Genomic DNA, 23382 nt, shown 5'->3' on the forward strand with positions numbered 1-23382 from the left:
TCCACCATTTCCCCCCGGTTCCCCCATTCCTAGGGCTTTCCGGCCGCCCGCGCCCATTCACCCGACCGGGCAGGCGCTCGGAGTGAACCGGGGGAGCGGAAGGGGGCGCGTTCACCGCACGAACCGTTCCGCCGATCACCGCGCGCCTACCGTCGAGGCCAGGGCACGGGGACGGGCGGGGAGGTACGGCATGGCGGGACGGGGCCCGCGCACCGAGGGCGGGCGCCGGGCGCGGGAGGAGCGCGCGCCGGGGGACCGTGCGTCCGCGTACGGCGAGGGTGTGCACGGGGCCTCGGGGTACGGCGAGCGCGTGCGTGGCGCGTCCGGGTACGGCGACATCCCGCACGGTGAGGGCGCCTACGGCGGACCCGGCGTGCACGGCGGGCCGGACGCGCGGGACGTACCGGGCGGGCTCGGCGGGCCGGCCCTGCGGGGAGTACCGGGGAGGCTCGGCGGGCCGGGCGCTCCCGGTGGGCCGGGCGGCGACGTGATGGTGCCGGGTGGCCGTGCGGACACGGGTGCCGCCGGTGCCGTGGACCCCGGGCGGGCCGACGCCTCCCTCGTCCGCATCCGGGACCTGGCCGGCCGTCCGCGCGGCCTCGGCTTCCTCGCCGATCACGAGGGCACGCTGCTCACCGGTCACGAGACGGTCGACGGCCTGGACTGGCTGGTGCTGGACACCGCCGGCGACCGTACCTGCGTGCTCGCCGCCGACACCGTCACCCCGCTGCCCGGCCGGGGCCTCGCCCTGGTGCGCACCGCGGACCTCGGCGTGGAGCCGCTGCCGCTGACCGCGCGGGAGCGGATCGACGCCGGCGCCTACGCCCGGGTCCCCGCCGGCTGCTGGCGCGAGGCACGGGTGCTGGCCGCCACCCAGGTCACCTGCACCGCCAGCGACGGCTCCCGCCCGCTGGACGACGTCCTGGAACTGGCCATCGGCACCGCGGGCCGCGACGCGCTCCGGCCCGGCGGCGGCGCGGCCGGCGGACCGCTGCTCGACGCCCGCACCGGCGCGGTCCTCGGCGTCCTCGCCACCACCCTGCGCTCCGCCCGGTACGACGCCGGTTTCGCGCTGCCGCTGCGGCCCGCCGACGGCGCGCTCGCCGACCTCCTCGCCCGCAACGCGGCCACCGTGCCCGGCTACGGCGCCGACCTCAACCTCGCCGGTGCCCTCCAACTGGCCGCCACCTCCGTGGGCCAGGACGGCCCGCCGGGCGCCCTCACCGGCCACCTGCACGCCGTCGCGCCGGTCGAACGCGCCGCCATCACCCGGGAACTGGCCGCCTTCACCGCGGGCGACCGGTCCGTGCTGGGCCTGGTCGGCGCCCCGGGCAGCGGCCGTACGACGGAACTCGCGGCGCTCGCGGCCCGCCGCACCCGGGGTGAGCGGCCCGCCCCGACGCTGTGGCTGCGCGGCGCCGACCTGACGGACGCCGACGGCTCGGTGGCCGATGCCGCCCGCCGCTCCCTGGCGCGTGCCGCCCGGATCGTCGCCGCCGCCCGTTCCGCCCGGCCCGAGGACCTCGGCGACGTCACCCCCGAAAACCTGGCCCGGGTCGCCGCCCGGGCCGGCCGCCCGCTGCTGCTCCTCCTCGACGGCCCCGAGGAGATGCCCCCGCTCCTCGCCCACCGCCTGCCCGAGTGGACCAGGGGCACGGCGGACTGGCTGCGCGCGACCGGAGCACGCCTGGTGGTGGCCTGCCGGGAGGAACACTGGGAGCGCGCGGGACGGGCGTTCCCTCGGACCCTGCTGCACGACCCGGCATCCGGGCCCGTACGCATGCTCGCGGGCCCCGTGGGTCCGGCCTCCGGTTCGGGTGTGGGAGGTCCGGCGGCCGGCGGCGGGGCCCCGGTGCCTGGTCCGGGCGTGGATGGGACTGCGGCCTGCCGTGCCGTCGCCCCGGTGGAGGGCGTGGGAGGCCCGTCGGCCGGGGACGGTGACCCGGTGCCCGGCCCAGGCACGGGCGGGGCCCCGGGCGGTGCTGCCGTTCCGGTGGAGGGTGGGGGAGGTCCGGCGGCTGGTGCCGGTAGTGCGGCGGCTTCGGTGGGCGGTGCGGAGGTGTTGGGGTCCGGTGCCGGACGCCCGGTGCCTGGTCCGGGCGCGGGTGGGGCTGCGGCCTGTCGCGCTGCCGCCGCTCGGGAGGGCCGGACCCCGGCCGGTGCTGCCGTTCCGGTGGAGGGTGGGGGAGGTCCGGCGGCTGGTGCCGGTAGTGCGGCGGCTTCGGTGGGCGGTGTCGAGGCGCTGGAGCCGGGTGACGGACGCCCGGCACCCGGTCCGGGCGTGAGCGGGACCGCGGCCTGTCGTGCCGCCGCCCGGGGGCCCGGTGAGCCGGGGCGCGTCCCGGCCGGTGCTGCCGCCCCGGCGGAGCGTGCGGGAGGGCCGGCGGCCGGTGCCGAGGTCCGGGAGACCGGTGCCGGGGATCCGGCACCCGGTGGCACCGACGCGGCTGTCAGGCGGGCCGCGGACGCCGGTGTGCTGCCGCCCTGTGTGCGGATCGGTGACCTCACCGACGGGGAGGCGCGGCTCGCGCGGGCCCGCCATGGCATCCCGGACGGTCTGCTCGCCGGGCGGGACGCGCGCCACCCGCTCACCCTCCGGCTGCTGTCCGAGGTCCGGGCCGCCGTTCCCGACGCCCCCACCACGGGCTCCCTTGACCGGCACGCCGTCCTCGCCGCCTACCTCGACCTGGTGTGCCTGCGCGTCGCGGTCCGCCTCGCCGCCGCGGCCGGCCTGCGCGGCACGGCCGTACGACGGCTCGCGGCGCGGGTGGCCGGGCAGGTGCACGAGGCCGCCCGGCGCAGCCTCGGTCCGGGCCAGGGCACGCTGGCCCGGGAGGCGTTCGAGGCCGTCTTCCCGTGGGGGCCCGCCCCGGCCCGGCTCGGCGGCGGCACCGGCTGGGCCTCTGCCGTGCTCACCGAGGGCCTCCTCGTGCCGGCCGGCGACGGCTACCGCTTCGCCCACGAGGACCTCGCCGACTGGATCCAGGGCATCCACCTGGACCTCGACGAGTCCCTGCGCGTCCTGGTGCACCGCGCGGGCGAGCGGTCCGCGGGCCGCCGCACCGTCCCGGTGCCGCACCACCGCGTCGGCCCCGTCGTCCAGTCCCTGCTGCTCCTGGCCCGCCAGCACGGCACCCCCCAACTCGACTTACGGCTGCGGGAGTTGCTGGACGCCCTGGACCACGACACCGACTCGTGGTGGGCCGCCCGGCTGCTCGCCCGGACCCTGCTCCAGGTCCCGGACGCGACGCCGTACGCCGAGGTGCTGGGCTTGCTCGCCGACCGGGTCGTCGCCTGGCACCGCGCCCGGCGGCCCGTGCCGCCCGAGTTCGGCCCCGCCTTCTGGACCGCGCTCCCCGTCACCCACGCCGAGCGGCTCGGCCTGCTGCGCCGGCTCGTGCTGGCGGACCCGGCACCGCCCGCGGCGGACGGCCGGTACCTGGACGCCGTCGCCGGACTCCTCGCCGCCGCCCCGGACGCCGTACAGCCCCTGCTCACCTCATGGTTCGCCGACGAGCGGCCGTTGCCCGCGACCCCGCGCGCCACCGTGGCCACCGCGGCGCAGGCACTGCTGCACACCCACCGGTACCGAGGCCTGGACCAGCTCACCGAGGCGCTGGCGGCCTGCGCCCACCGGCGCGCCGGGGAACTGCTCGGCGTCCTCGCCGAGGACGAGTCGGCGGCCGTCTGCCGGGCGGTCGACCGCTGGGCGCACGACGAGCGCCCCGCCCGCCGGGCGGCGGCGGTGGCGTTCGGGCTGCGCGCGGCCCCGGCCGCCCGTTCGCACCCGGAGCGCGAACTGCTGCGCCGCGCCGCCCGCGCGCTCCTCGCCCGCCCCGCCGACCGCGCCCTGCACGGCGGTGCGCTGGCGCTGCTGGCCCACGACCCCGAGACCCGCGACCGGTACCTGCCCGCCGCCCTGCGCCACTTCGCCGACGGCGACCCCCAGGTCCCGCCGAGCGCCCTGACTCCCGCCTTGAGCACGCACCCGGAGCCGGTCCTCGAAGCCTTCCGCGCCCGCCTGTGCGGCCCGGACCCCGGCAGCGCCCTGCGCACCCTCGCCGACGCCACCACCCCGTCCCTCGCCCGCGGCGTCGCCGCCCTGCTCCGGGAGGCGGTGTGGCTGCGCCCGGACACCGCGGGACACGTCGCCGGCCAGGTCGGGCGCCGTCTGGGACGGGGCCCGACCGCCCGGCCGGTCCTGCTGCCCCTCGTCACCGGCCTGCTCGACGGCGGCCCGGAACGGCTCCGGGCGGCGCTCGCCACCGTCCTGGCCGCCGACGGCCCGCCCGCCGCCCAGCCGCTCCGCCGCGAACTGCTGGAGGTCCTGCTCGCCCGGGAGCGGGAACCGGCCGTCCTGGAGGCCGTCCTGCGCTCGGCCGCGGCCCGGGGCACCGGGCGGCACGGCGGGGAGGAGGGCGACCCGGGCGGGACCGGGAACCTCGCCGAGGACGAGGTCCGCGGCCTGGTGCACCGCACGGGGCTGCTCCTGGCCCGCACACCGGAGGGCGCCGGCCGCCTCGACCGCGCCCTGGCCGACCTCGGCCGGCACGTACCCGGTTTCGCCGGGCGCCTGGCCCGCTGGCTGACCGGGGCGCCGGACGAGTGGGCCGCCGTGGTGGGCCCCGGCGCCCGCCGCACGATCGAGCACCTGGCGGGCGTACGGGTGCCGGTGTGAGCGGGGACGGGACCCGCGCGCGCCGCTGCGGACGGGTACGGGACCGGTGCGCCCCCGCCGGAGCCGGACCGTGAAACGTGCGCCCCGTCACAGCCCCCCGGCCGGTGCGGGCGAGAGACACCCGGCATGGCACTCTTAGACCTGCACCACGAGGTCAAGGTAGTCACGGACGAGGGTTCGAGGAGCGGTCACTGTGCAGCGCTGGCGTGGCTTGGAGGACATCCCCCAGGACTGGGGGCGCAGCGTCGTCACCATCGGTTCCTACGACGGCGTCCACCGCGGCCACCAGCTGATCATCGAGCACGCCGTCGACCGCGCCCGCGACCTGGGCGTGCCGGCCGTCGTGGTCACCTTCGACCCGCACCCGAGCGAGGTGGTCCGCCCCGGCAGCCACCCGCCGCTGCTCGCCCCGCACCACCGCCGTGCCGAGCTGATGGCCGAGCTGGGCGTCGACGCGGTGCTCGTCCTGCCGTTCACCACGGAGTTCTCGAAGCTGTCGCCCGCCGACTTCGTGGTGAAGGTCCTGGTGGACAAGCTGCACGCCAAGGCGGTCGTGGAGGGCCCCAACTTCCGTTTCGGCCACAAGGCGGCCGGCAACGTCGAGTTCCTCGCCGAGCAGGGCAAGGTGTACGACTTCGAGGTCGAGGTCATCGACCTGTACGTCAGCGGTGAGGCGGGCGGCGGGCAGCCGTTCTCCTCGACGCTGACCCGCCGTCTGGTCGCCGAGGGGGACGTCGCGGGCGCCCGCGAGATCCTGGGCCGCCCCCACCGCGTGGAGGGCGTCGTCGTGCGCGGCGCCCAGCGCGGCCGGGAGATGGGCTTCCCGACGGCCAACGTCGAGACGCTCCCGCACACCTGCGTCCCCGCCGACGGTGTGTACGCCGGCTATCTGCACGTCCAGGGCGAGGCGATGCCGGCCGCGATCTCCGTCGGCACGAACCCGCAGTTCAACGGCACCGAGCGCACGGTGGAGGCGTACGCCATCGACCGCGTCGGCCTCGACCTGTACGGCCTGCACGTGGCCGTCGACTTCGTGGCGTACGTGCGCGGCCAGGCGAAGTTCGACACGCTGGATGCGCTGCTGGAGCAGATGGCCGCGGACGTGCAGCGCTGCCGGGAGATCGTCGCCGCCGAGACCGCGTAGTCCCTCGTGCACGGGAGGGCGGACGCCCGCGCTCCCGGCCACCACGAAGGGCGGCCGGTGCGATGCACACCGGCCGCCCTTCGTCGTACCGACCTACTGCTGCGGGGGCGGGGCCTGCGGCGGCTGCTGTCCCTCCGGCTGGGGGTAGCCGTACGGCTGGCCCGGCTGCGGCTGCCCCTGCTGAGGCGCGTACGGCTGCTGCTGCCCGGGCGCAGCCTGGGGATGGGGCTGCTGCCCGGGCGCGGCCTGCGGGTACGGCTGGCCCTGCTGGGGCGGGTAGGGCTGCTGGGACGGATAGGGCGGCTGGGCCTGCGGGTACGGCTGCTGTGGCTGCGGGTACGGCTGCGGCTGCCCCTGCGGATAGGGCTGCCCCTGCGGATAGGGCTGGCCCGGCATCGGCTGACCGGGCACCGGCTGCCCCGGCGCGGCCTGGCCCGGCATCGGCGGGGCGGCGACCGGCGGCGGGTTGCCGTCGCTCGTCCACAGGCCGTGCGCCTGCTGGTGCCGGGTGAAGTCCTCGGCCACGAGCGCGGCCAGGTTGAAGTACGCCTCGCGCGTCTTCGGCCGCATCATGTCGAGGTCGACCTCGGCACCGGCGGCCAGGTGCTCGTCGAACGGCACGACCACCACCGCGCGGGTCCGGGTCTCGAAGTGCGCCACGATGTCCTCGACCTTGATCATCTTGCCGGTCTCGCGGACCCCGGAGATCACGGTGAGGGACCGGGAGACGAGGCCGGCGTACCCGTGCGCGGACAGCCAGTCCAGCGTCGTGCTGGCGCTGCTCGCGCCGTCCACGGACGGCGTCGAGATGATGATGAGCTGGTCGGCGAGGTCGAGCACGCCGCGCATGGCGCTGTACAGCAGACCGGTGCCCGAGTCGGTCAGGATGACCGGGTACTGGCGGCCGAGCACGTCTATCGCCCGCCGGTAGTCCTCGTCGTTGAACGTGGTCGAGACGGCCGGGTCCACGTCGTTGGCGATGATCTCCAGCCCCGAGGGCGCCTGGGAGGTGAACCGCCGGATGTCCATGTACGAGTTGAGGTACGGGATCGCCTGGACGAGGTCGCGGATGGTGGCCCCGGTCTCCCGGCGCACCCGCCGGCCGAGCGTTCCGGCGTCCGGGTTGGCGTCGATGGCGAGGATCTTGTCCTGCCGCTCGGTGGCCAGGGTGGAGCCGAGCGCGGTCGTCGTGGTGGTCTTGCCGACACCGCCCTTGAGGCTGATGACCGCGATCCGGTAGCAGGACAGCACCGGCGTGCGGATCAGCTCCAGCTTGCGCTGCCGCTCCGCCTCCTCCTTCTTGCCGCCGAGCTTGAACCGGCCGCCGCCCGCCGTGGGCCGGCCGCTCTTCGCCTTCTGCCGCTTGTTGTTGAGCAGCCGGTCCGCGGACAGTTCCACGGCGGCCGTGTAACCGAGCGGCGCGGCGGCGGGGTTGGTCGGCTGCCGCTGGTCGTGCTGCACGGGCTGCGGCCAGGCGGCACCGGAACGGGGGTCCACCGGGGGCTGCGACCCGTCGGGAGCGGCGGCGGGACCGCCCGCGTCCGGACCCTGCGGCGGCTGCGGGAAGGCGTATCCACCGGGCTGCGGCTGGGGTTGTGCCTGGGCGTGGGGGTGTCCGGGGGGCGGGAAGCCGTATCCGCCGGGCGGGGTGGGTCCGTTGGGGTCCGGCTGGGCTGCCGGGGGCTGCGGGATGCCGTATCCGCCGGCCTGCGGCTGCGGCTGCGGTTGGGGCTGGGGTTGTGCCTGGGCGTGGGGGTTTCCGGGAGGCGGGAAGCCGTAACCGCCGTGCGGTGCCGGACCGTTGGGGCCCGGCTGCGGGCCGGCCGCCGGTGCGAAGGGCTGGTCGGGCTGTCCGGGCTGGGGCTGCTGGGGGTACGGCTGCCGCGGGTGCGGCTGGTTCCACGCGGCGGGCGCGGGCTGCGGCGCCTGCGGCTGGAAGTGCGGCTGCGCGCCGGGTCCGCCGGCCGGGGCCTGGCCCGCCGGCTGCTGGGGCTGTTCACCGGGCAGCGGGCCGGGTTGCTGGGGCGCGGCCTGCTGCGGCGCGGTCTGCGCGGGCCACTGGGCCGCCGGGGCCGGGGCGGCGGGCTGGTACGCGGGCGGCAGCGGGGGCAGCCCGTTCTGCGCCGCGGGCGGCGGGTCCCAGCCGGGCTGGGCGCCCTCGGGGGCCGGGGGAGCGGGCGGCGCCGCGGCGTGCGGGACACCGGGGCCGGGCTGCGGGATGCCGGGCTGCTGGGTGCCGGTTTCCGGGGCGCCCGGCTGGGCCGCACCGGGCTGGGGGAAGCCCTGTGCGCCCGGCTGGTGAAGACCCGGCTGCGGGGCGTTCTGCTGCGGAGCGACCGGCCGGGCGGCGTCCGCGTGCGGGCCGGCGGGGGGCTGGCCGGCACCCTCCGGGTCAGCCTGCTGCGGCGCGCCGCCGGGGATTCCGGCACCCGGGGCGTCGGCCGCGACGGCTCCGGCCGGGACGGCGTCCCCCGTGGCGGCGTGCGGGGACTCCGGCGCCGCGGACCGCGCCGCCTCGGTGGCGTCCTGGGCCGGTTCGCCGGCGTCCTGGGCCGGTTCGGGGGAGTCCTGTCCCGTATCGGGACGTACGGTGCCGGACGCACCCTTCTCGGCGGAGGTCTCCGTCGTCCCGGCGTCGCCCGGCTCCACGGCGGGAGCCTCGGCGGCGCCCGGTTCGGTGACGCCCGCCTCCGCGGTGGCAGGAGCGGCCGACGCCTCGCCCGGGTCCTTACGCTCGCTCTCGCTCCGCGCCTCGCCCGCGTCGGACCCGGCGCCCTCCGGCACAGCGCCCTCCGGCACGGCACCCTCCGGCACGGCGCCCTCGGCGCCCGGGTCCTCCTGTCCGGCACCCTCGTCGCCGGTCTCCGCGGCACCCGCGCCATCGCCGGAGCCCTCGGTGACACCGGAGGCGTCCGGGGCCTGCGCCGTGCTCCCCGCGCCCTCGGCGCCTGCCGCGCCCTCCGTGGCCGGGACGGCGCCGCCGCCGTCCGGGCCGGCCGGATCGGAACCCCGCGCCGACCCCTCGGTCTCGGACTCGGCCGACCGGCCGAGGGCTGCCGCGCGCTCGGCGATCTCGGCCATCTGGCGCTTCAGGGCGACGGCGGAGAACCGCATGGTCGCGCCGCTCTCCAGGTCGCCGTTGTCCGTCCCCGGCTCGGCGGGGGCGGAGGCGGCCGGTGTCTCCGGTGCGCCGGGCGGGGACTGCTGAGGCTCGAAGCCTTCGGGCAGCCCGGGCACGGGGGCGGGACCACCGGCCGGCGGCGCGGCCTGCGCGGCCGGGGCGTACGGCGCACCCTGCGGAGCGGGCGGCGCATAGGGCGCGCCCTGGGGAGCGGGCGGCGGGTGAGGCGTGCCCTGGGGCGGGGTGAAGGAGGGGCCCTGCGCCGGAGGGGGCGGCGGCGTGTAGCCCGTGCCCTGCGGCGGAGTGAACGGAGCGCCCTGCGGCGGGGCGGCGGGCGGCGGTGTCGGACCCGGCAGCGGTGAGCCCGTCGGGAACGCCGGCACCCCGGGCGCGGACGGGGCGGGCGGGGCGCCCGGATCACCGGCGGCACCCGGGCCGGCCGCACCGCCGAAACCGCCCGAACCCGCGGGACCGGCCGGGGCGCCGGAGCCGCCGGAGGTGCCGGACGCGTTCTGCGTGTACCAGGCTGGGGGCGCGTAGTCGATGGTGAACTCGCCGGTGGTCTCGACGGCTTCCGCGTCGGGCTGGTCATCGCCGGGTGTGCCCCAGCCCCCGCGCATCCCGTCCCGATCGCTGCTCACAGTTCCTCCTGGTGTGGTCGAACACCCTCATGCCGTGCCGGGGCGACCATGTCGTGTCGTACCGCGTCGTCCGTGGTCGTGCGGGGCGGTCCGCTCCGGCGGGCCTCCCCGGGCCACCGGCGGCCCGTCCACGGGTCCTGCCAACGCGCCCGCTCCCAGCCTAATCACCACGAGGCGCACCTCGGCAGGCCCGCCCGCCTCCGGGTACCCGGCCACCGGCCGACGGCCCGCCCGACGGCACCCCCACACACCCGGGCGACCGCGACCACGCCCCGAACATAAGGGATGGACGAGGGCAGTTCAGTCCATCCGGCGGGGCGTGCCCAGCAATCCGATCTCGGGGTCGGTGGGTTGGGTCAGCACGTACTGCCGGTCGCGGTCGGTGCACCACAGGGTGACGCCGTCGGGCAGCGCCGGCAGCGACTCCACCTCGGTCCGCGACAGCCCCATGGTGCGCCCCAGTTCGGCCGCCTCGTCGGGCGAGACCCGCTGGATGCCGGTGAGCCGCGCCTGCCGCAGCAGCCGGGGCGCCACGGGGCTGAGGTACGGCAGCAGCGTCAGCACCGACTGCCAGGGGCCGGACACCACCCGGCCGCGCGGGGGCCGCATGCCGCAGTCCCGCACCACCAGCGCCGGCGTACCGGCCGAGGCGCCCTGCGGCGGGACCCGCCCGACGTCGTACACGGACAGGCCGTTCTGGCCGCCGCCCATGGCGTGCACCATCTGCATCCACGCCTGCGGCCGGCCGGTCTCCACCGCGACCCGGGCCCCGGTGGCCGCCGTGCGCAGCGCCAGCACCTGCGCGGTCCACAGACCGCCGATGAGGACGACGTCGTACGGCGTGGGCCGGTTGATGCCCAGCACGGCCGGCTGGCCCTCGGCGTCGACGCCGGCCACCACCCCGTCGTCGCCGATGGGCAGGGCCAGTGCGTCCAACTGCTGGGCGGACAGCCCGTGCCGGCCGTGCCGGGGTCCGATCAGACCCAGCCCGCTGCGCAGCCGCTCCACCGTCCGCCGCACCCCGGACGGCTCCTGCGCGCCCCGCGCGGGCGCCCCCGGCGCCGCAGCGGTCGTGGAATGCGTCGTCACCGCGCACCTCCGAGGGGCAGAGTGGCCAGCATGCCGGGCAACTGCTCGCGGTCGAGCCGGGCCAGACCGGCCCCGGACTCCCGGGCCGCACCCTCCAACGCCCGCCTGGCCGCCACGAGTTCGTCGTCGCCGCGCCCGGTCACCCGCAGGTGCCCGCACAGCGACACCTCCTGCCGCTCCCCGCGTGCGAGCGTCAGACTGAAGGTGGTCGCCAGGGCCGGCACCGCCGTGACCCGGGCGACGAACTGCGGCAGGGACTCGGCCCGGCCGCCGCCGAGCTGGGGCCAGCGCCGCACCCAGTACGTCGTGTGCCGCCGGTTGTCGCAGCGCCAACTGCGCCCGGACTCCTCGGTCCGCCGTTCCCGGGTCTCACCGCGCCCCGCCTCGGCGGTGACCAGCGGATTGGCGCACGCGGAGGTCGCGAGGGCGGCGACCAGCTCCTCCTCGTCCAGCACCCGCGCGCGGAACCCGGCGCCGGTCAGCCGGCTCGCCAGGTGGTCCGCCACCCGTACGACGCACTTCTGCGCCCCCGTCAGACCGCCGCCGCGCGCGGCCACGGCCTCCGCGCACAGTTCGGGGTCGAGCTTCAGCGCGATCCAGGTGATGCGCACCGCGGGCGCGCCGGTCTGCTCCTGCAACGGCAGGTAGTTGGAGACGGCCACGGACTGCTGGGGCAGGTGCAGCGCGGGGGCCGGCTGGGTGTGCAGCACCACCTGGGCCGACTCCAGGCGGATGCCGTCCACCTCCAGCGCGTCCCGCACCAGGCCCAGCGGCAGCGGCTGGCGGGTCCGCTCGGCGCGCAGCGCGGTCGCGTCGGCCTCCACCTGGAGGACGGCCGTGACGAAGGTGCCGTCCCCGACGACGCCGACCGGACGGCGGTCGCGCGCGCCGTACGAGTAGGTGCGCAGGGCCGGCTCGCACTCCACGGCCGGGACCAGGCCGGGCTCCGTGCCCGGCGGTATCGGAGTGCCCGCCGCCCGCTTCTGCCGCGCGCGCAGCTCCCGGGCGGTGGCGAGCCACTCCGGCAGGGACCGGCCGCGCCGCCGTACGAACGCCGGCAGCACCAGGACCAGCGCGACCACCGCGGCCGGCACCAGGGCCGCCGTCCCGGCCACCCAGCCGACGAGCAGCACGGCCGCCGCCAGCTCCACCAGCACGAGTCGTTGCAAACGGAACGAACCTGCCTGGCCCGGGCGTCGTCCGGAGCCCAGCGCGATCTGCTGCCGCTCGCCGCCGCGCCGGGTGGGCCTCCCGCGCCGCGGCGCCCCGGGCCCGGCCGCACCACCCCGTGCCGCCGACCGGCCGCGCACCCGCGTCCGCGTTCCGGAAGCCATCACGCCATCCCCCCGATTTGCTCACAACTCGCTGGAACCAGGCCGCTGATCAAGGCCCTTGAGGGCCCAGGTACCCTACCCGCTCCACGAGACCCGCTCCGTACCAGGCATAGTAGGTGCCGGGTCCGACAACGGAGGGCGGGGGAGCTGGTCCCCGGGCGCGCTCCGCGTGAGACACGGGGAGAAACAGGCACAGATGGCATCTCGGCGGGACCAACTCAACGCCTACACCTTCGCGAAGCGCCGCATGCTCGCGTCGTTCGTGCAGTCGTCACCGGATGGCTCCGACGAGGGCGCCCCCAGGCCGCTGCGCGCCGTCGTGCCCAGCGTCGTCGTCGGCGCGGTCGTCCTCGCCGCCTTCGGCGCCTGGGGCATGTTCAAGCCCACGGCCCCGCAGGACTGGGACAAGCCCGGCCAGAAGGTGATCATCGCCAGCAAGTCCACCACCCGGTACGTCGTCCTGGAGACGAAGCGCAAGGTCCAGCTCCACCCGGTGCTCAACATGGCGTCGGCCAGACTCGTCCTCGACACGCAGAGCGACGTGGACGTCGTCACCGTCGACGAGTCGATCCTCGACAACGGCGAGATCCCGCACGGCGTCACCATCGGCATCCCCTACGCCCCCGACCGGCTGCCCTCCGGCGAAGAGGCCGGCGCGGCCAAGGAGTGGGCCGTCTGCGAACGCCCCAGCGGCAGCGGAAGCTCCATCCAGAAGGCCGCGTTCGTCCTGGCCCAGCGGGACCGGGACAAGCTCACGGGCCCCAGGCAGAAGCTGCGCGGCGGCGAACTCCTCTACGTCGCCACCCCGGACAAGCAGCGGTACGTGGTCGACGCGCACGGCTCGGCCTATCCGGTGGCGGCCGACGACAGCCTGCTGCTGCAGACCCTGGTGGGCGCCGACCGGACCCCGCAGCAGGTGACCAAGGAGTGGATCGCCACCCTGCACGAGGGCGAGGAGATCACCTTTCCGCCGGTCACCGGGGCCCCGACCGCCGACGCCCACGCCCCCGGCCGGCTCGACGAGCGGGCCAACCGGGTCGGCATGGTGCTCCGGGCGCCGGTCAACGGCCGGGAGGAGTACTTCGTCGTCCTGCCCGGCCGGGTCGCCCCCGTCTCCGACTTCGTCGCCCAGCTCCTCCTGACCAGCAAGAACCTGGTGGACCTCGGGCAGGCCGGACACGCCCTGGAGGTCAGCGCGGGCGCCATCACCCGTGGCGCGCCGTTCGCCGCCGACCACGACTGGCCCACCGAGAAGCCCACGGCGGTCAACGACCCCGCCACGGCCGACGGCAGCCGCAACACCGTCTGCAACGTCCTGAACCACGTCGACCCCGCCAACGGCGAGACCACGCTGAGCACCTGGGCCGGCACCGACTTCCCGGCCGTCCTGCCCACCGGCTCCTCCAGCGCCTACGTCACCGCCGGCTCCGGCCAGCTCTACCGCCAGTTCCAGGGCACGAAGACCACGGTCGGCGGCGTCTTCCTGGTCACCGACACCGGACTGCGCTACGCGCTCCAGTCCAACGACGACAGCGCAGGCGCCGACAAGGGCATCGGCATGTCGGACAAGAAGCGCCAGGCGCTCCAGCAGGAGGCCAAGCTGGCACAGACCCGCCTCGGCTACGCCGAGGTCAACCCCGCGCCCATCCCCGCGCCCTGGTCTGAGTTCCTGCCGACCGGCCCCCGCCTGTCGACCGCGGCGGCCCGCCAGCCGCAGGGCTCCTGAGGGGACGACGATGCTCCTGAGAGCCACCCGCACGGTCCGCCGCGCGACGCCGGTGACGGCCGCGGCCCTGGCCGCCACGCTGCTGACGGCGCCCGCCGCCACCGCGGACTCCGCCACCGACCAGTGCACCTTCGACAGGACCAACCACAAGTACGCCGGCACCCCCTGGGCGCTCCAGCGGGTCAACCTGGACGAGCTGTGGACCGAGTCGAAGGGCGAGGGCGTCAGGGTCGCCGTCATCGACACGGGCGTCGACACGGCCAACCCGCAGCTCACCCGGGCCGTGAACGCCTCCCTCGGCGCCAACTTCCTGCCGCGCAAGGACGACAAGGGCGAGCCCGTCGAGGACCGCGGCAACGACAAGGGCACCACCGACACCGTGGGTCACGGCACGCGCGTGGCGGGCATCATCGCGGCCCGCCCCATGAAGGGCACGGGCTTCGTCGGCCTCGCCCCCGCGGCCACCATCATCCCGATCAAGCAGAACGACGCGGAGGGCCACGGCACGGCCCCCCTGCTCGCCACGGCCATCCGGCACGCGATCAAGGAGAAGGCCGGTGTCATCAACATCTCCCAGGACACGGAGGGCGCCGCACCGGACGAGGACCTGCACCGGGCGGTCGACGAGGCGCTGGCGGCCGGCATCGTCGTCGTCGCCTCGGCGGGCAACGGCGGCCTGAACGGCAAGGACAAGAAGACCTACCCCGCCTCCTACTCCGGCGTCCTCGGCGTGGCCGCGTCCGACCGCAACAACGAACGCGCGGCCTTCTCCCAGCCGGGCGCCTTCGTCGGCGTGGCGGCACCCGGCGTCGACATGGTCTCCACGGTTCCCAAGGGCGGCCACTGCTCGGACAACGGCACCAGCTTCTCCGCCCCCTACGTGGCGGGCGTGGCCGCGCTCATCAAGGCCAAGCACCCGGACTGGACGCCCCGGCAGATCGTGGCCCAGATCGAGCAGACCGCCGAACGCTCCATCCCCGGGCACGACCGCCTGGTCGGCTGGGGCGTGGTCGACCCGGTCCGCGCCCTCACCGAGGACGACCACCCGGTCGAGTCGCCCCGCCCCGACTCCGGGCTCACCCACGCGGAGGCGCCCACCCCCGCCAGGCTGACCCTCGGCGAGACCCCCCAGGAGCGCACGGCCCGCATCGCGACGTACGTCGCCGTGGGCGCGGCCGTCCTGGTGGCGGGCCTGAGCGGGGGAGCGGTGGCCCTGCGCGACGCCCGCCGCAGGCGCCGGGCCCCGGACGGGCGGGCATGAGGAGCCTGGCGGTCATCCTGTTCGTCTCGTCGGCGGTCCTCGTCGCCACGGCCCGCGCCGGCTCGGACCGGGTGCGCGGCCGGCGGGAGGCGCTCAACCCCGCGGCCCCCGAGGTCCCCGACGCCGCCTTCTGACGGCCCGGATCATCTTCCGCACGCCGGCCGCGCTCGGTGTCTGCCAGGGCTTCCAGGGCGTCTCCCTCGTCGGCGGCACCGCGTGGCGCGGCGACGAGCCGGCCCGCGCGGTCGGCGCCGCCGCGGACGCCCTGGACGGCCGGGTCGCCTACGCGGGCCCGCACGAAGGCGGCCCCACGGACTACGCCGGGTACGCCCCGCGGATCGAGGACGAGGTGGCCGCCCACGGCGGCGGCGACGCGCCCGCGTGGGGCGTGGACGCCGCCCTCACCGACCCGGACTCCTCCGGGCAGGCGTACTGCACCGTCACGGCCGACGGCACCCCGTCGGCGTTCTGCCTCCGCGTGACGGTGAAGCGGGACGTCGGCGGCGACTACGAGGCCCCGGGCATCGACGGCGGCTCGTACCCGCAGAAGGCCTGGGACTACGCCGTGACAAGCCGAGAGGGCGAATGCTGAGGGCCCGCCCCGCGGGAGCGGCGCTCGCGGGCGCCTGCTGAACCGGTCCGGTGGGCCACAGCGGCCCCGGCACGCAGCGGGTGACGCTCGCCCCGCCGCCGGACGCCGGGCGCCACCCCCCGCGGCCCGCGCGTGCTCACCGGGTCACCTTGGCCGGCGCGTCGCACTTCGCGTCCCGGTGCGCGTGCAGCGCGGCGTTGCGGGCGAGGGAGATCAGTTCCTCCCGCGCCCGGTCGCCCTCGGCGCCGCCGGGCTGCCGGAGGTGGACGACGACGCTCAGGTGCGGGCCGGAGGCGCGGGCGACGCAGGGGAGGTAGACGGCGGCGAGCCGCTCCGAGGCGACCGCCTTGTCGCCGGCGGTGAACGGCCGGACCGAGGAGGCCGGCGGGTTGTTCCCGACGACGTCCTTCACCCAGTCGTCGGTCCGGTCGTACTCCGCCAGCTCGGCCGTGGCCGCGAGGAGCCGGCTTCCGCCGCCGTCGACGAAGCAGGACGCCGAGTAGCCGGAGTCCTTGTCGTCACGGCGCGGGTCGGACACGGTGTCGTCGAACGCGTAGGACGACCTGTCCGGCAGGACCTGCCTGAGCGCGGTGGCGCTGCTCGCCGGGGAGCCGAGCGTCCCGCACACCTCGGACGCCTCGATCCCGCCCTTCCCGTCGTCCGCGAAGGGCCCGAGACCCAGGGCGTGGAGGACACCGGCGACCAGGCAGAGCAGCAGCGCCGTTCCCCCGGCGACCAGCGACTTGGTACGAGTGGATGCCAACGTATCAGTCTTCCGTGTCGAGTTGCCGGGGAATGCCCTCGCCGTCGAGGTACTGGTGGACCAGGCGGCCGGAGGTGTCGAACCCGTCCTGCGCGGAGGTGGCCACCGATGCCTCGATCATCGGGTAGCGGTGACCGGTGTCCTGGCCCGCCTTCTGGGCGGCGAACTCCACCATCTTGTAGGTCGAGTCGGACGTGTCCTGGAAGCTCTCGCCGTTTCGGTAGATGATCTCGCCGGAGCTGTCCCGCATGGCCCCTTCGGTGATCTTGCCGATGATCTCGTCGGCCGCGGCGCCGGCCACGTCACCGATGATGGCGCCGCCGGGACCGGTCAGGGGCTCCGTGGCCAGGCCGATGCCGATGCCGATGGCCGTACCGCCCCAGGTGCCGACGCCCTCGATGGCGGCGTTGTACTCGGCGTCCTTCGCTCCGCCGTCCAGTTCGCCCTGGTAGGCGCGGCCGGCGCCGATGAGGCCCTCGATCTCGCCCGCCGTGCGGGCGACGTGCTCGGCGCCCTGCTTCAGGTTGTCGGCCTGGGAGAACGAGGGGTCCGCGACGTACGCCGTCGGATGGGCGAAGTGGTGCTGCATGAGCTGCGCCGTGTAGCTGTGCTGACCGAGGTTGACCGCCGCGTACCCCTCGGGGTTCTGGCCGACCGAGTACAGGAAGCGGCTGATGTCGCGCTCGTCGAGTTGGGCCGCCGTACCCGCCACGGGGAACAGCGTGTTCTCGCCGGTGGTGCCCGCGTGCAGCCCCCGGTGGATGTCCGGCATGTACTCCGCGGCGATCTGGCCCATGCTGTCCGACATGTAGCCGTGACCGGTCAGCCGCTTCGGGTCCTCGGACACGGAGTGGAAGACGTCCTGTACGAGCTTCGCCTGTCCGGCGTTGTGCGGAGGGGTGTCCGCCGTGGGCATCTCGCCCGCCGGGTGCCCCGTCGTGGCTGCCTCCAGGGCGAGGGCCAGGTTGTTCCGGCCCGTGTCGATGCCGTCCCCGTGGAGGTCGGTCTCCTGCGGCCAGTCCCGTTCCTCGAACAGGTACTGGAAGTTCGACAGCGGCACCTTGCCCTTCTTGCCGTTGCCGTCCGTGTCCCGCTCGAAGGGGTTGTCCGGGTCGTCCTTGGCGATGTACTGCTGGTTGAGGAAGTCGGTGGCCGCGTCCGGGCTGTTGGACAGGCCCTTGAGGTAGCCGGTGAGCGGGTCGTTGCCGCTGTCGTCGCCGATCCGGTTCAACCAGGAGCTGAACCCCATGTGCTGCCACATCGGATTGCGGTGCTCGCCGTTGCCGGTGAGCTTGCGCTCGGTGGCCATGAGCCGGTTCCCGTAGTCCTTCAGGAACCGGTCGTCGTAGTCACCGGTGCGCATAAGGTTGCTCATGACCTGGAAGCCCATCGGGCCGCCCCGGTCGCCGTAGAGCGGCTTGTCGCCGATGTCGATCATCGTGCGCTTCCACTCGGTCATGCCCGCGGCGTCGCTCTGCGTGGCGTGGGCCAGCGCCAGCCCCAGATTGCGTTGCAGGTCGTCGAACTGGTCGAGGCGCTTGTGCCCCAGCTCGTAGTTGCCCCGGTTGGGATCGCTGATCCCGGTCCAGAACTCCAGCGTCTTCCGCGGGCCGAGGCCGGTGGCGAAGCGCTCGCCGAACAACGGGTCGTTCGCGTACTTCTTCAGCCCCGCGTTGATCTTGTCGAAGTCCGCCACGGACAGGTCGTCGGGGTTCTTCCCGGCCAGCCTGGCCAGCTCGTCGGCCTCCTTGAGGGCGTCCGCGGCGGAGTCCCGGTCCTGGTAGCCGGCGTCCGAGAAGCCCGTCCGCGCCTGGTCGACGATCGCCGTGAGGACGTCCTTGGCCGTGTTGTCGCTCTCGGTGGCCTTGCTCAGGATGCCCTGGATCTCGTCGCGGAGCCCGTCGACGTCCTTCTGGTCGACCGCGCCCGCCCCGCCGGCGGGATCGGAACCGCGGTCGGGCCGTGTCTCGCCCGACACCGTGAACGTGCCGTGCCCGGTGTCGACGACGGCCAGGTGCTTCTTCTGCCCCCGCGAGACGGCGTCCGTGAGCTGCTGGTGGTACGACTTCAGCTCCCCCCGGGTGTCCCGCAGGATGTTGCGGATGGTTGTCGCCTGCGTGTGGGCGTCACCGAACTCACCGGCCGTCTTGCCGATGAACTCCCTGGACACCTGTGCGTTCACCCCGGCCCAGTCCGCCTTCAGGGCAGCCTTGTGCAGGTCGTCCTCGGCGTCCTTCTTGAGGTCCGCGAGGTGGTCCACGAGCGTCGACCAGTCGGTGACGGCGTCGTCGAGCAGCTTGAAGTTGGCGTGGTACAGGGCGTTGAAGTCCATGGGTGTCGTCCTCTGGAGTGGCGGTGCCGGCTGACGTGCGGGAGCTCTCGTAGTCCCCTCGCGGTGCCGCTACTCCTTCTCCTTGTCCTTCTCCCCGTAGACGGAGTTCTTCCTGCCCGGCGCCCCGACCCGTTCGTCGAACCCGTCGTCCAGTGCGTCGATGCTGCTCATCTGCCGCTGGATGTAGTGCTCGTCGTTCGCGTGCACGGTCTTGGTGGTCTGCATGTGGTTCGAGATCTGGGCGCAGGCGTCCATCAGGGACTTCAGCTGCTCCTCCCAGCGGTTCGACACGTGCTGGAGTCCGGCACCGAGGGCGAAGCCCTGCTTGGAGAGGTCGCCGGCCGCGGAGTCGCTGGTGGGGGTCGCCACGCGGGCCTTGTCCCAGAGCTGGTTGTAGAGGTGGTGGGCGGAGGTGCCTATCTTCTCCAGGTCCTGGTGGCCGACCTTGAGGTCACCGGTCTTGTCGGGCAGGACGTAGGGGCCGTACGTGCCACCGCCCGGATCGACATGGTTGAGCTGCATGTGCGGCGAATTCCTCTGCGTGGCACCAGCCTTGAGCTGCTCCCACTCGTCCCATGCCATGGAAGGGCCCCTTCCCCCGTGGTAGTCCAGTGCCGGGCCAAACTAGCAACCCGTGCCGCGGGGAATGCGCGCCATGTCTGCCATGTGCGATGTGTCGAGCGTGAAAATTCGGCGGAGGCGCGAGCGGCCGGTTCGCCGGGCGATCGCTCCCGCCGGATTTCGCGGCCCCGCCCGAACTGTTCGGCAATCACCGGCCCCGCCCTCGGGGGTGAGGTGCCGCGGGCGCAAAGTTCCCCCGTGCAACACCCCCGGCAGCCGGGCATCAGAGCACGTGTGAAGCTTCTGCGGAGATGCCGGGCTCCTTCTGCCGTTATTGACCGCCTTGTCGGTCTCCGGCCGCCGTGACCCGGTCACTTCGGGACGGCATCGCAACTGAACCGTCGCAGAGTTCAGTTGGCCGCGTTTTACGCAGTGACTACAGTGGTCCGGGATGGATCGGGATGCGGCGGGGCGCCGTTCGGTCCGTCCGGCTGTACCAACGGGGAAACGGGGAAGGGGTCGCAGTGGGCGACGGTGGCGGCTCGGACCTGAGGCGCGGCATCGATGCGCTGCAGGAGTTCAAGGGCAAACTCGACAACGCGCTGACCGACTTCGAGGGCGGGCACGGAAGCCCGTCCACACTGGCACAGCAGTCACTCGGCCGGGCGTCGTTCGGCGGCACGAACGCCCCGTTCGACGAGGCGGGTGACCTGCATTCCGCGTACGAGACGGTCCATACCCGCCTCGTCCACCTCTCGAAGACCCTGGGCATGCACATCGAGGCCCTGAAGCTCGCCTCCCACGCGGCGGACGTCACGTACGACGGGTCCGAGGACGAGGTCCGGCGCCGGTTCTGGGAGATCCGCCGGCACCTCGACGCGCAGTACAAGGAAGAAGCCAAGAAGGCCGCTCCTGCCGGTGAGCAGGGGGCGGAGCACAAGGGCGGCAACGAGTCGACGGGGAAGACGGACCTCTCGTGAGCGACGACTGGAAGCAGCAACCCGAGTACAAGTCCGCTGCGCAGCAGGTCGAGAAGGAGGTCGGCGAGCAGGTCGCGCCGATCACGACCGCGCAGCACATGCTGGCCCACATGCCGTTCTTCGGCTCCGGCGTCCGGGTCAACCTGGTCGGGTCGACGAACTTCGAGGACCACGACCTCAACGACATGATCGACCTGGTCGAGCAGGCCAATCCGGAACACCTGGAACTGACCAGCAAGTCCCTGTTCGACGCGGGCAAGGCCATCCGCAAGGCCGCGACGGACCTGGAGCAGCACCTCAAGGTCGACTGGGAGGGCGAGGGCGCCGACCACTTCCACGAGTGGACGGGACTGCTCATCCAGTACACCAGTGCGCTCGCGGGGTACGCCGACGAGGCGGGCACGCACATCTCCGTGGCGGCCACCGGCCTCGCCTCCGCCCGCGTCTCCATGCCGCCCAGGGACACCCGGCCGGCGGACGAGCGGAAGCGGCCCACCGAGTTGCCCAAGGCCAAGCAGGTCGAGGGCAACGCGGATTACGCGGCCGCGGTGAAGGCGGAGAAGAACCGCCAGGAGGCCATCAACCAGATGAACCGGCTGGCCTCGTACTACAAGGTCGCCGCGACGGACCTGGCCAGGCAGCAGGAGCCGACACCGCTCAAGCCGATCACGGACGTCGGGGTTCCCAAGTCGTCCCGCTTGGGGGCGGAGGACGACCAACGACGCCGATTCGGTTCGGGCGCCTCGTCAGCGGCCGGGACCGCAACTCCGGCGGACACGCCGCAAGTCCACGGTGAGGCGCTGCCCGCATCGAGCGGTACAGAGGCTCAGGGGCGGGCGCGGCATGGCGGCGAGCTGCACGAGCCTGTTCCCAGCCACGGTGGCGTCGACGTCGGCACGGAGATCAACACCACCAGTACGCTGCCTCCCCAGACACCCACCACGACCCCCGGTACCCCGGTGCCCACCGTGCCGACGAGCGGTGGGGGCGGCCAGACGCCTCCGCTGCCCACCGGCCCGACGGCACCTCCCGTCATTCCGACCTCGGGCCGCACCCCCGATTACGGGCCGAGCGGTCGGCCGCCCACGACCGCGCAGGGCCGTACCACAGGAGGCGGAAGCGGTCGCGTGTCGCAGGGTCCCGGCGGGCAGCAGGGACGCACCGTCAGCGGCCGCGTGCCGCAGGGTCCGATCGGCCAGACGGGACGTTCCGTTCCCGGTGGCCGTGTACCGCAGGGCCCGATGGGCCAGGCCGCGCGCGCCATGGGACGGACGACCCCGGGCGGTCAGCCGGGGGCCCGCGGACCTGTTCAGTCGGGACCGATGGGGCGCCCGGTCACCGGCGGTGTCCCGAAGACCAGCGGCACGCCTGGCGGACGTACCGGAACGTCCGGGCCCAACGGCCCGGTGCGCAACGGAGTGGTGGGGGGCAAGCCCGTCACCGGGCGGACGTCCGGCGGGACGGCCGGCCCCCGTGTCCCGCGCGGTATGGTCGTCGGCGCCGAGGAGCCGTCCGCCTCCGCACCGGCGAAGGGCGTCATCGGTCAGCGCGGAGTCGTCGGTGCGCCCGCGGCGAAGGGCGGACCCGACGCGGGCCGGGCGGTACTGCGCTCGGCGAGCAACCCGGAGGGCGTCATCGGTGGCCCTCGCAAGGGGGCCGGTGGCCCGCTCAAGGGGTCCGAGACCGGTACCAAGGGGCTCGGCCGTGGTGCGGTGGGCGGCAGGACCGGCCAGACCGGTGAGCCCGCCGAGACCGAACAGCACCGCGCGTCGAAACAGCGGCGTGACGTGCCACCGAAGAGCGACTGACCACGAGCGAGGACGTACACAGGCATGAAGCCAGGGATCGGCCGGCGCGGCATGACGATGGCGCTCCTGACGGGGCGCAACGCACGGCGTCTGTCCGCCGTGTGCTCGGTGTTCGGTGCGCTCGCCGTCACGTCGGCGACACTCGCTCCGGAAGCCGTCGCCGTGGACGTTCAGTCCAAGCAGTGGTACCTGGACGCGATGGGTGCCGAGGACATCTGGAGGATCAGTACGGGCAAGGGGGTGAAGGTCGCCGTGATCGACAGCGGGGTCAACCCGGCCACCCCTTCCCTCAAGGGCCAGGTGCTGGTCGATGAAGTGCCCGAGCCGTTGGCCTATCACGTGACCCAGGACAACGACGGGCACGGCACCTCCATGGCCGAGATCATCGCGGGTACCGGAGCCGGCGGCGGCATCAAGGGACTCGCACCGGGGGCGAAGATCCTCCCCTTCCGCGTCGAAGTGGGAGACGCGAAAGGTTCGGAGGAAAGAGGCAAGATAGCAGCCGTGGCTGACGTGGTAAGAGCAGTCGCGGACAGTGATGCGAAAATCATCAACATGTCTTTCGGCAGCATGTATCCGAATGACGAGTTGAAAGCCGCCATGAAATACGCGGCGGCCAAGGACAAGTTGATGTTCGTGTCCGCCGGCAACGCGGGGAACAAGGGCAATGCGGCCGAATACCCCGTCATGTACCCCCACGCGACCGGTGTGGCCGCGATCGACAAATCCGGCAAGGTGGGCAAGTTCTCCACGTACGGTGCCGACACGGATCTCGCGGCCCCGGGCCTGAACATTCCCTCCTGGTGCGACGGCACGTTCACCGAGTACTGCGACAGCGACGGCACCAGTCCCGCCGCCGCCATCGCCTCCGCCTCCGCCGCCCTCGTGTGGTCCGTGCACCCGGACTGGACGGCCAACCAGGTCCTGCGCAGCCTCATCGACACCGCCGCCCGCTCCTGGCCGAGGGACAAGCCCAGCAAGTACCTCGGTTACGGCGCGGTACGTCCCCGGCGCGTGCTCATCAACAAGGACATCGACCCGGGACCGGCCGACGTCGACCCTCTCGGCTACGAGAACTTCGACGGCACGTCACCGGCCCCCACCGCACCGTCCAAGACCCCGTCCACCAAGCCCACCAAGGACGCCGGTGCGGCCACCGGCTCCACCTCCGCCGCCGCGGAGGACACCGGCTCCGGCGGCGATTCCCAGACCTGGGTGATCATCGGAGCCGTGGCCGCCGTACTGGTCGTCGCGGGCGCGGGTTTCGCCGTGCTGCGCGCGCGCCGGAACGCCTGAGCGGTCTCCCGTACGCCTGCTCGCTCGCCGAGCGAGCAGCAGCCCGCTTGCCGTCA

Annotated in this window: 15 protein-coding genes; 9 read left to right on the top strand and 6 right to left on the bottom strand. The window is 74.6% G+C overall.

Translation table 11 applies throughout. The annotated features are described in order from the left end of the window. Positions 1 to 190 precede the first annotated feature (190 nt). Positions 191 to 4678 carry a hypothetical protein gene (locus ACZ4K2_RS07310; RefSeq protein WP_467474608.1) on the top strand — a complete coding sequence of 1496 codons (4488 nt, stop codon included), beginning with the start codon at positions 191 to 193 and terminating at the stop codon, positions 4676 to 4678. Positions 4679 to 4871: 193 nt separating this feature from the next. After that, on the top strand, positions 4872 to 5822 hold the full coding sequence (locus ACZ4K2_RS07315; protein ID WP_467474610.1) for a bifunctional riboflavin kinase/FAD synthetase: 951 nt from the start codon (positions 4872 to 4874) through the stop codon (positions 5820 to 5822). Between the two features lie 93 nt (positions 5823 to 5915). Here ACZ4K2_RS07315 and ACZ4K2_RS07320 read toward each other — a convergent pair whose 3' ends face one another. The 3 genes from ACZ4K2_RS07320 to eccE form a co-directional block, all read right to left on the bottom strand. Continuing rightward, a complete protein-coding gene (locus tag ACZ4K2_RS07320) occupies positions 5916 to 9584 on the bottom strand; it encodes an SCO5717 family growth-regulating ATPase (RefSeq protein ID WP_467474612.1) in 3669 nt (1222 codons plus the stop codon). A 300-nt stretch (positions 9585 to 9884) separates the two neighbouring features. Next, complete coding sequence (locus ACZ4K2_RS07325) at positions 9885 to 10673, bottom strand: hypothetical protein (RefSeq protein ID WP_467474614.1); 789 nt, start codon at positions 10671 to 10673, stop codon at positions 9885 to 9887. Continuing rightward, positions 10670 to 12007, bottom strand: coding sequence for a type VII secretion protein EccE (gene eccE / locus ACZ4K2_RS07330; protein WP_467474616.1), 1338 nt, complete (start codon positions 12005 to 12007; stop codon positions 10670 to 10672). The genes ACZ4K2_RS07325 and eccE overlap by 4 nt, the downstream gene beginning before the upstream one ends. A 196-nt stretch (positions 12008 to 12203) precedes the next feature. Here eccE and eccB point away from each other — a divergent pair, with 196 nt between their 5' ends. The 4 genes from eccB to ACZ4K2_RS07350 all read left to right on the top strand — a co-directional run bounded on the left by eccB (position 12204) and on the right by ACZ4K2_RS07350 (position 15586). Beyond that, positions 12204 to 13733, top strand: a complete 1530-nt coding sequence (gene eccB / locus ACZ4K2_RS07335) for a type VII secretion protein EccB (protein WP_467474618.1) — start codon at positions 12204 to 12206, stop codon at positions 13731 to 13733. Between the two features lie 10 nt (positions 13734 to 13743). Continuing rightward, entirely contained in the window at positions 13744 to 14994 is a 1251-nt protein-coding gene (gene mycP / locus ACZ4K2_RS07340; RefSeq protein ID WP_467474620.1) for a type VII secretion-associated serine protease mycosin, read from the top strand. Further along, positions 14991 to 15128: a hypothetical protein gene (locus tag ACZ4K2_RS07345; protein WP_467474622.1), complete on the top strand. Its 138-nt coding sequence runs from the start codon at positions 14991 to 14993 to the stop codon at positions 15126 to 15128. Before mycP ends, ACZ4K2_RS07345 begins: the two co-directional genes overlap by 4 nt. A 215-nt stretch (positions 15129 to 15343) precedes the next feature. Further along, a complete protein-coding gene (locus tag ACZ4K2_RS07350) occupies positions 15344 to 15586 on the top strand; it encodes a hypothetical protein (RefSeq protein WP_467474624.1) in 243 nt (80 codons plus the stop codon). A 136-nt stretch (positions 15587 to 15722) separates the two neighbouring features. Here ACZ4K2_RS07350 and ACZ4K2_RS07355 read toward each other — a convergent pair whose 3' ends face one another. From ACZ4K2_RS07355 to ACZ4K2_RS07365, 3 genes are all read right to left on the bottom strand, one after another. Next, the gene (locus ACZ4K2_RS07355; RefSeq protein WP_467474626.1) at positions 15723 to 16349 is read right to left on the bottom strand and encodes a hypothetical protein; all 627 of its coding nucleotides are present in this window, start codon (positions 16347 to 16349) and stop codon (positions 15723 to 15725) included. 4 nt (positions 16350 to 16353) lie between these two features. Further along, positions 16354 to 18681, bottom strand: coding sequence for a hypothetical protein (locus ACZ4K2_RS07360; RefSeq protein ID WP_467474628.1), 2328 nt, complete (start codon positions 18679 to 18681; stop codon positions 16354 to 16356). A gap of 69 nt (positions 18682 to 18750) precedes the next feature. Next, on the bottom strand, positions 18751 to 19263 hold the full coding sequence (locus tag ACZ4K2_RS07365) for a hypothetical protein (protein WP_467474630.1): 513 nt from the start codon (positions 19261 to 19263) through the stop codon (positions 18751 to 18753). A 503-nt stretch (positions 19264 to 19766) separates the two neighbouring features. On the opposite strand from ACZ4K2_RS07365, the gene ACZ4K2_RS07370 reads away from it, so the two are divergent. Genes ACZ4K2_RS07370 through ACZ4K2_RS07380 form a run of 3 tightly spaced genes read left to right on the top strand, consistent with a single transcriptional unit; the run spans position 19767 to position 23326 of the window. Beyond that, the gene (locus ACZ4K2_RS07370; protein WP_467474632.1) at positions 19767 to 20222 is read left to right on the top strand and encodes a hypothetical protein; all 456 of its coding nucleotides are present in this window, start codon (positions 19767 to 19769) and stop codon (positions 20220 to 20222) included. Next, a complete protein-coding gene (locus tag ACZ4K2_RS07375; protein ID WP_467474634.1) occupies positions 20219 to 22030 on the top strand; it encodes a collagen-like domain-containing protein in 1812 nt (603 codons plus the stop codon). Before ACZ4K2_RS07370 ends, ACZ4K2_RS07375 begins: the two co-directional genes overlap by 4 nt. 51 nt (positions 22031 to 22081) lie before the next feature. Continuing rightward, complete coding sequence (locus tag ACZ4K2_RS07380) at positions 22082 to 23326, top strand: S8 family serine peptidase (RefSeq protein WP_467474663.1); 1245 nt, start codon at positions 22082 to 22084, stop codon at positions 23324 to 23326. Positions 23327 to 23382: the final 56 nt, after the last annotated feature.

It is taken from the genome of Streptomyces sp. NPDC025833, from assembly GCF_055558055.1.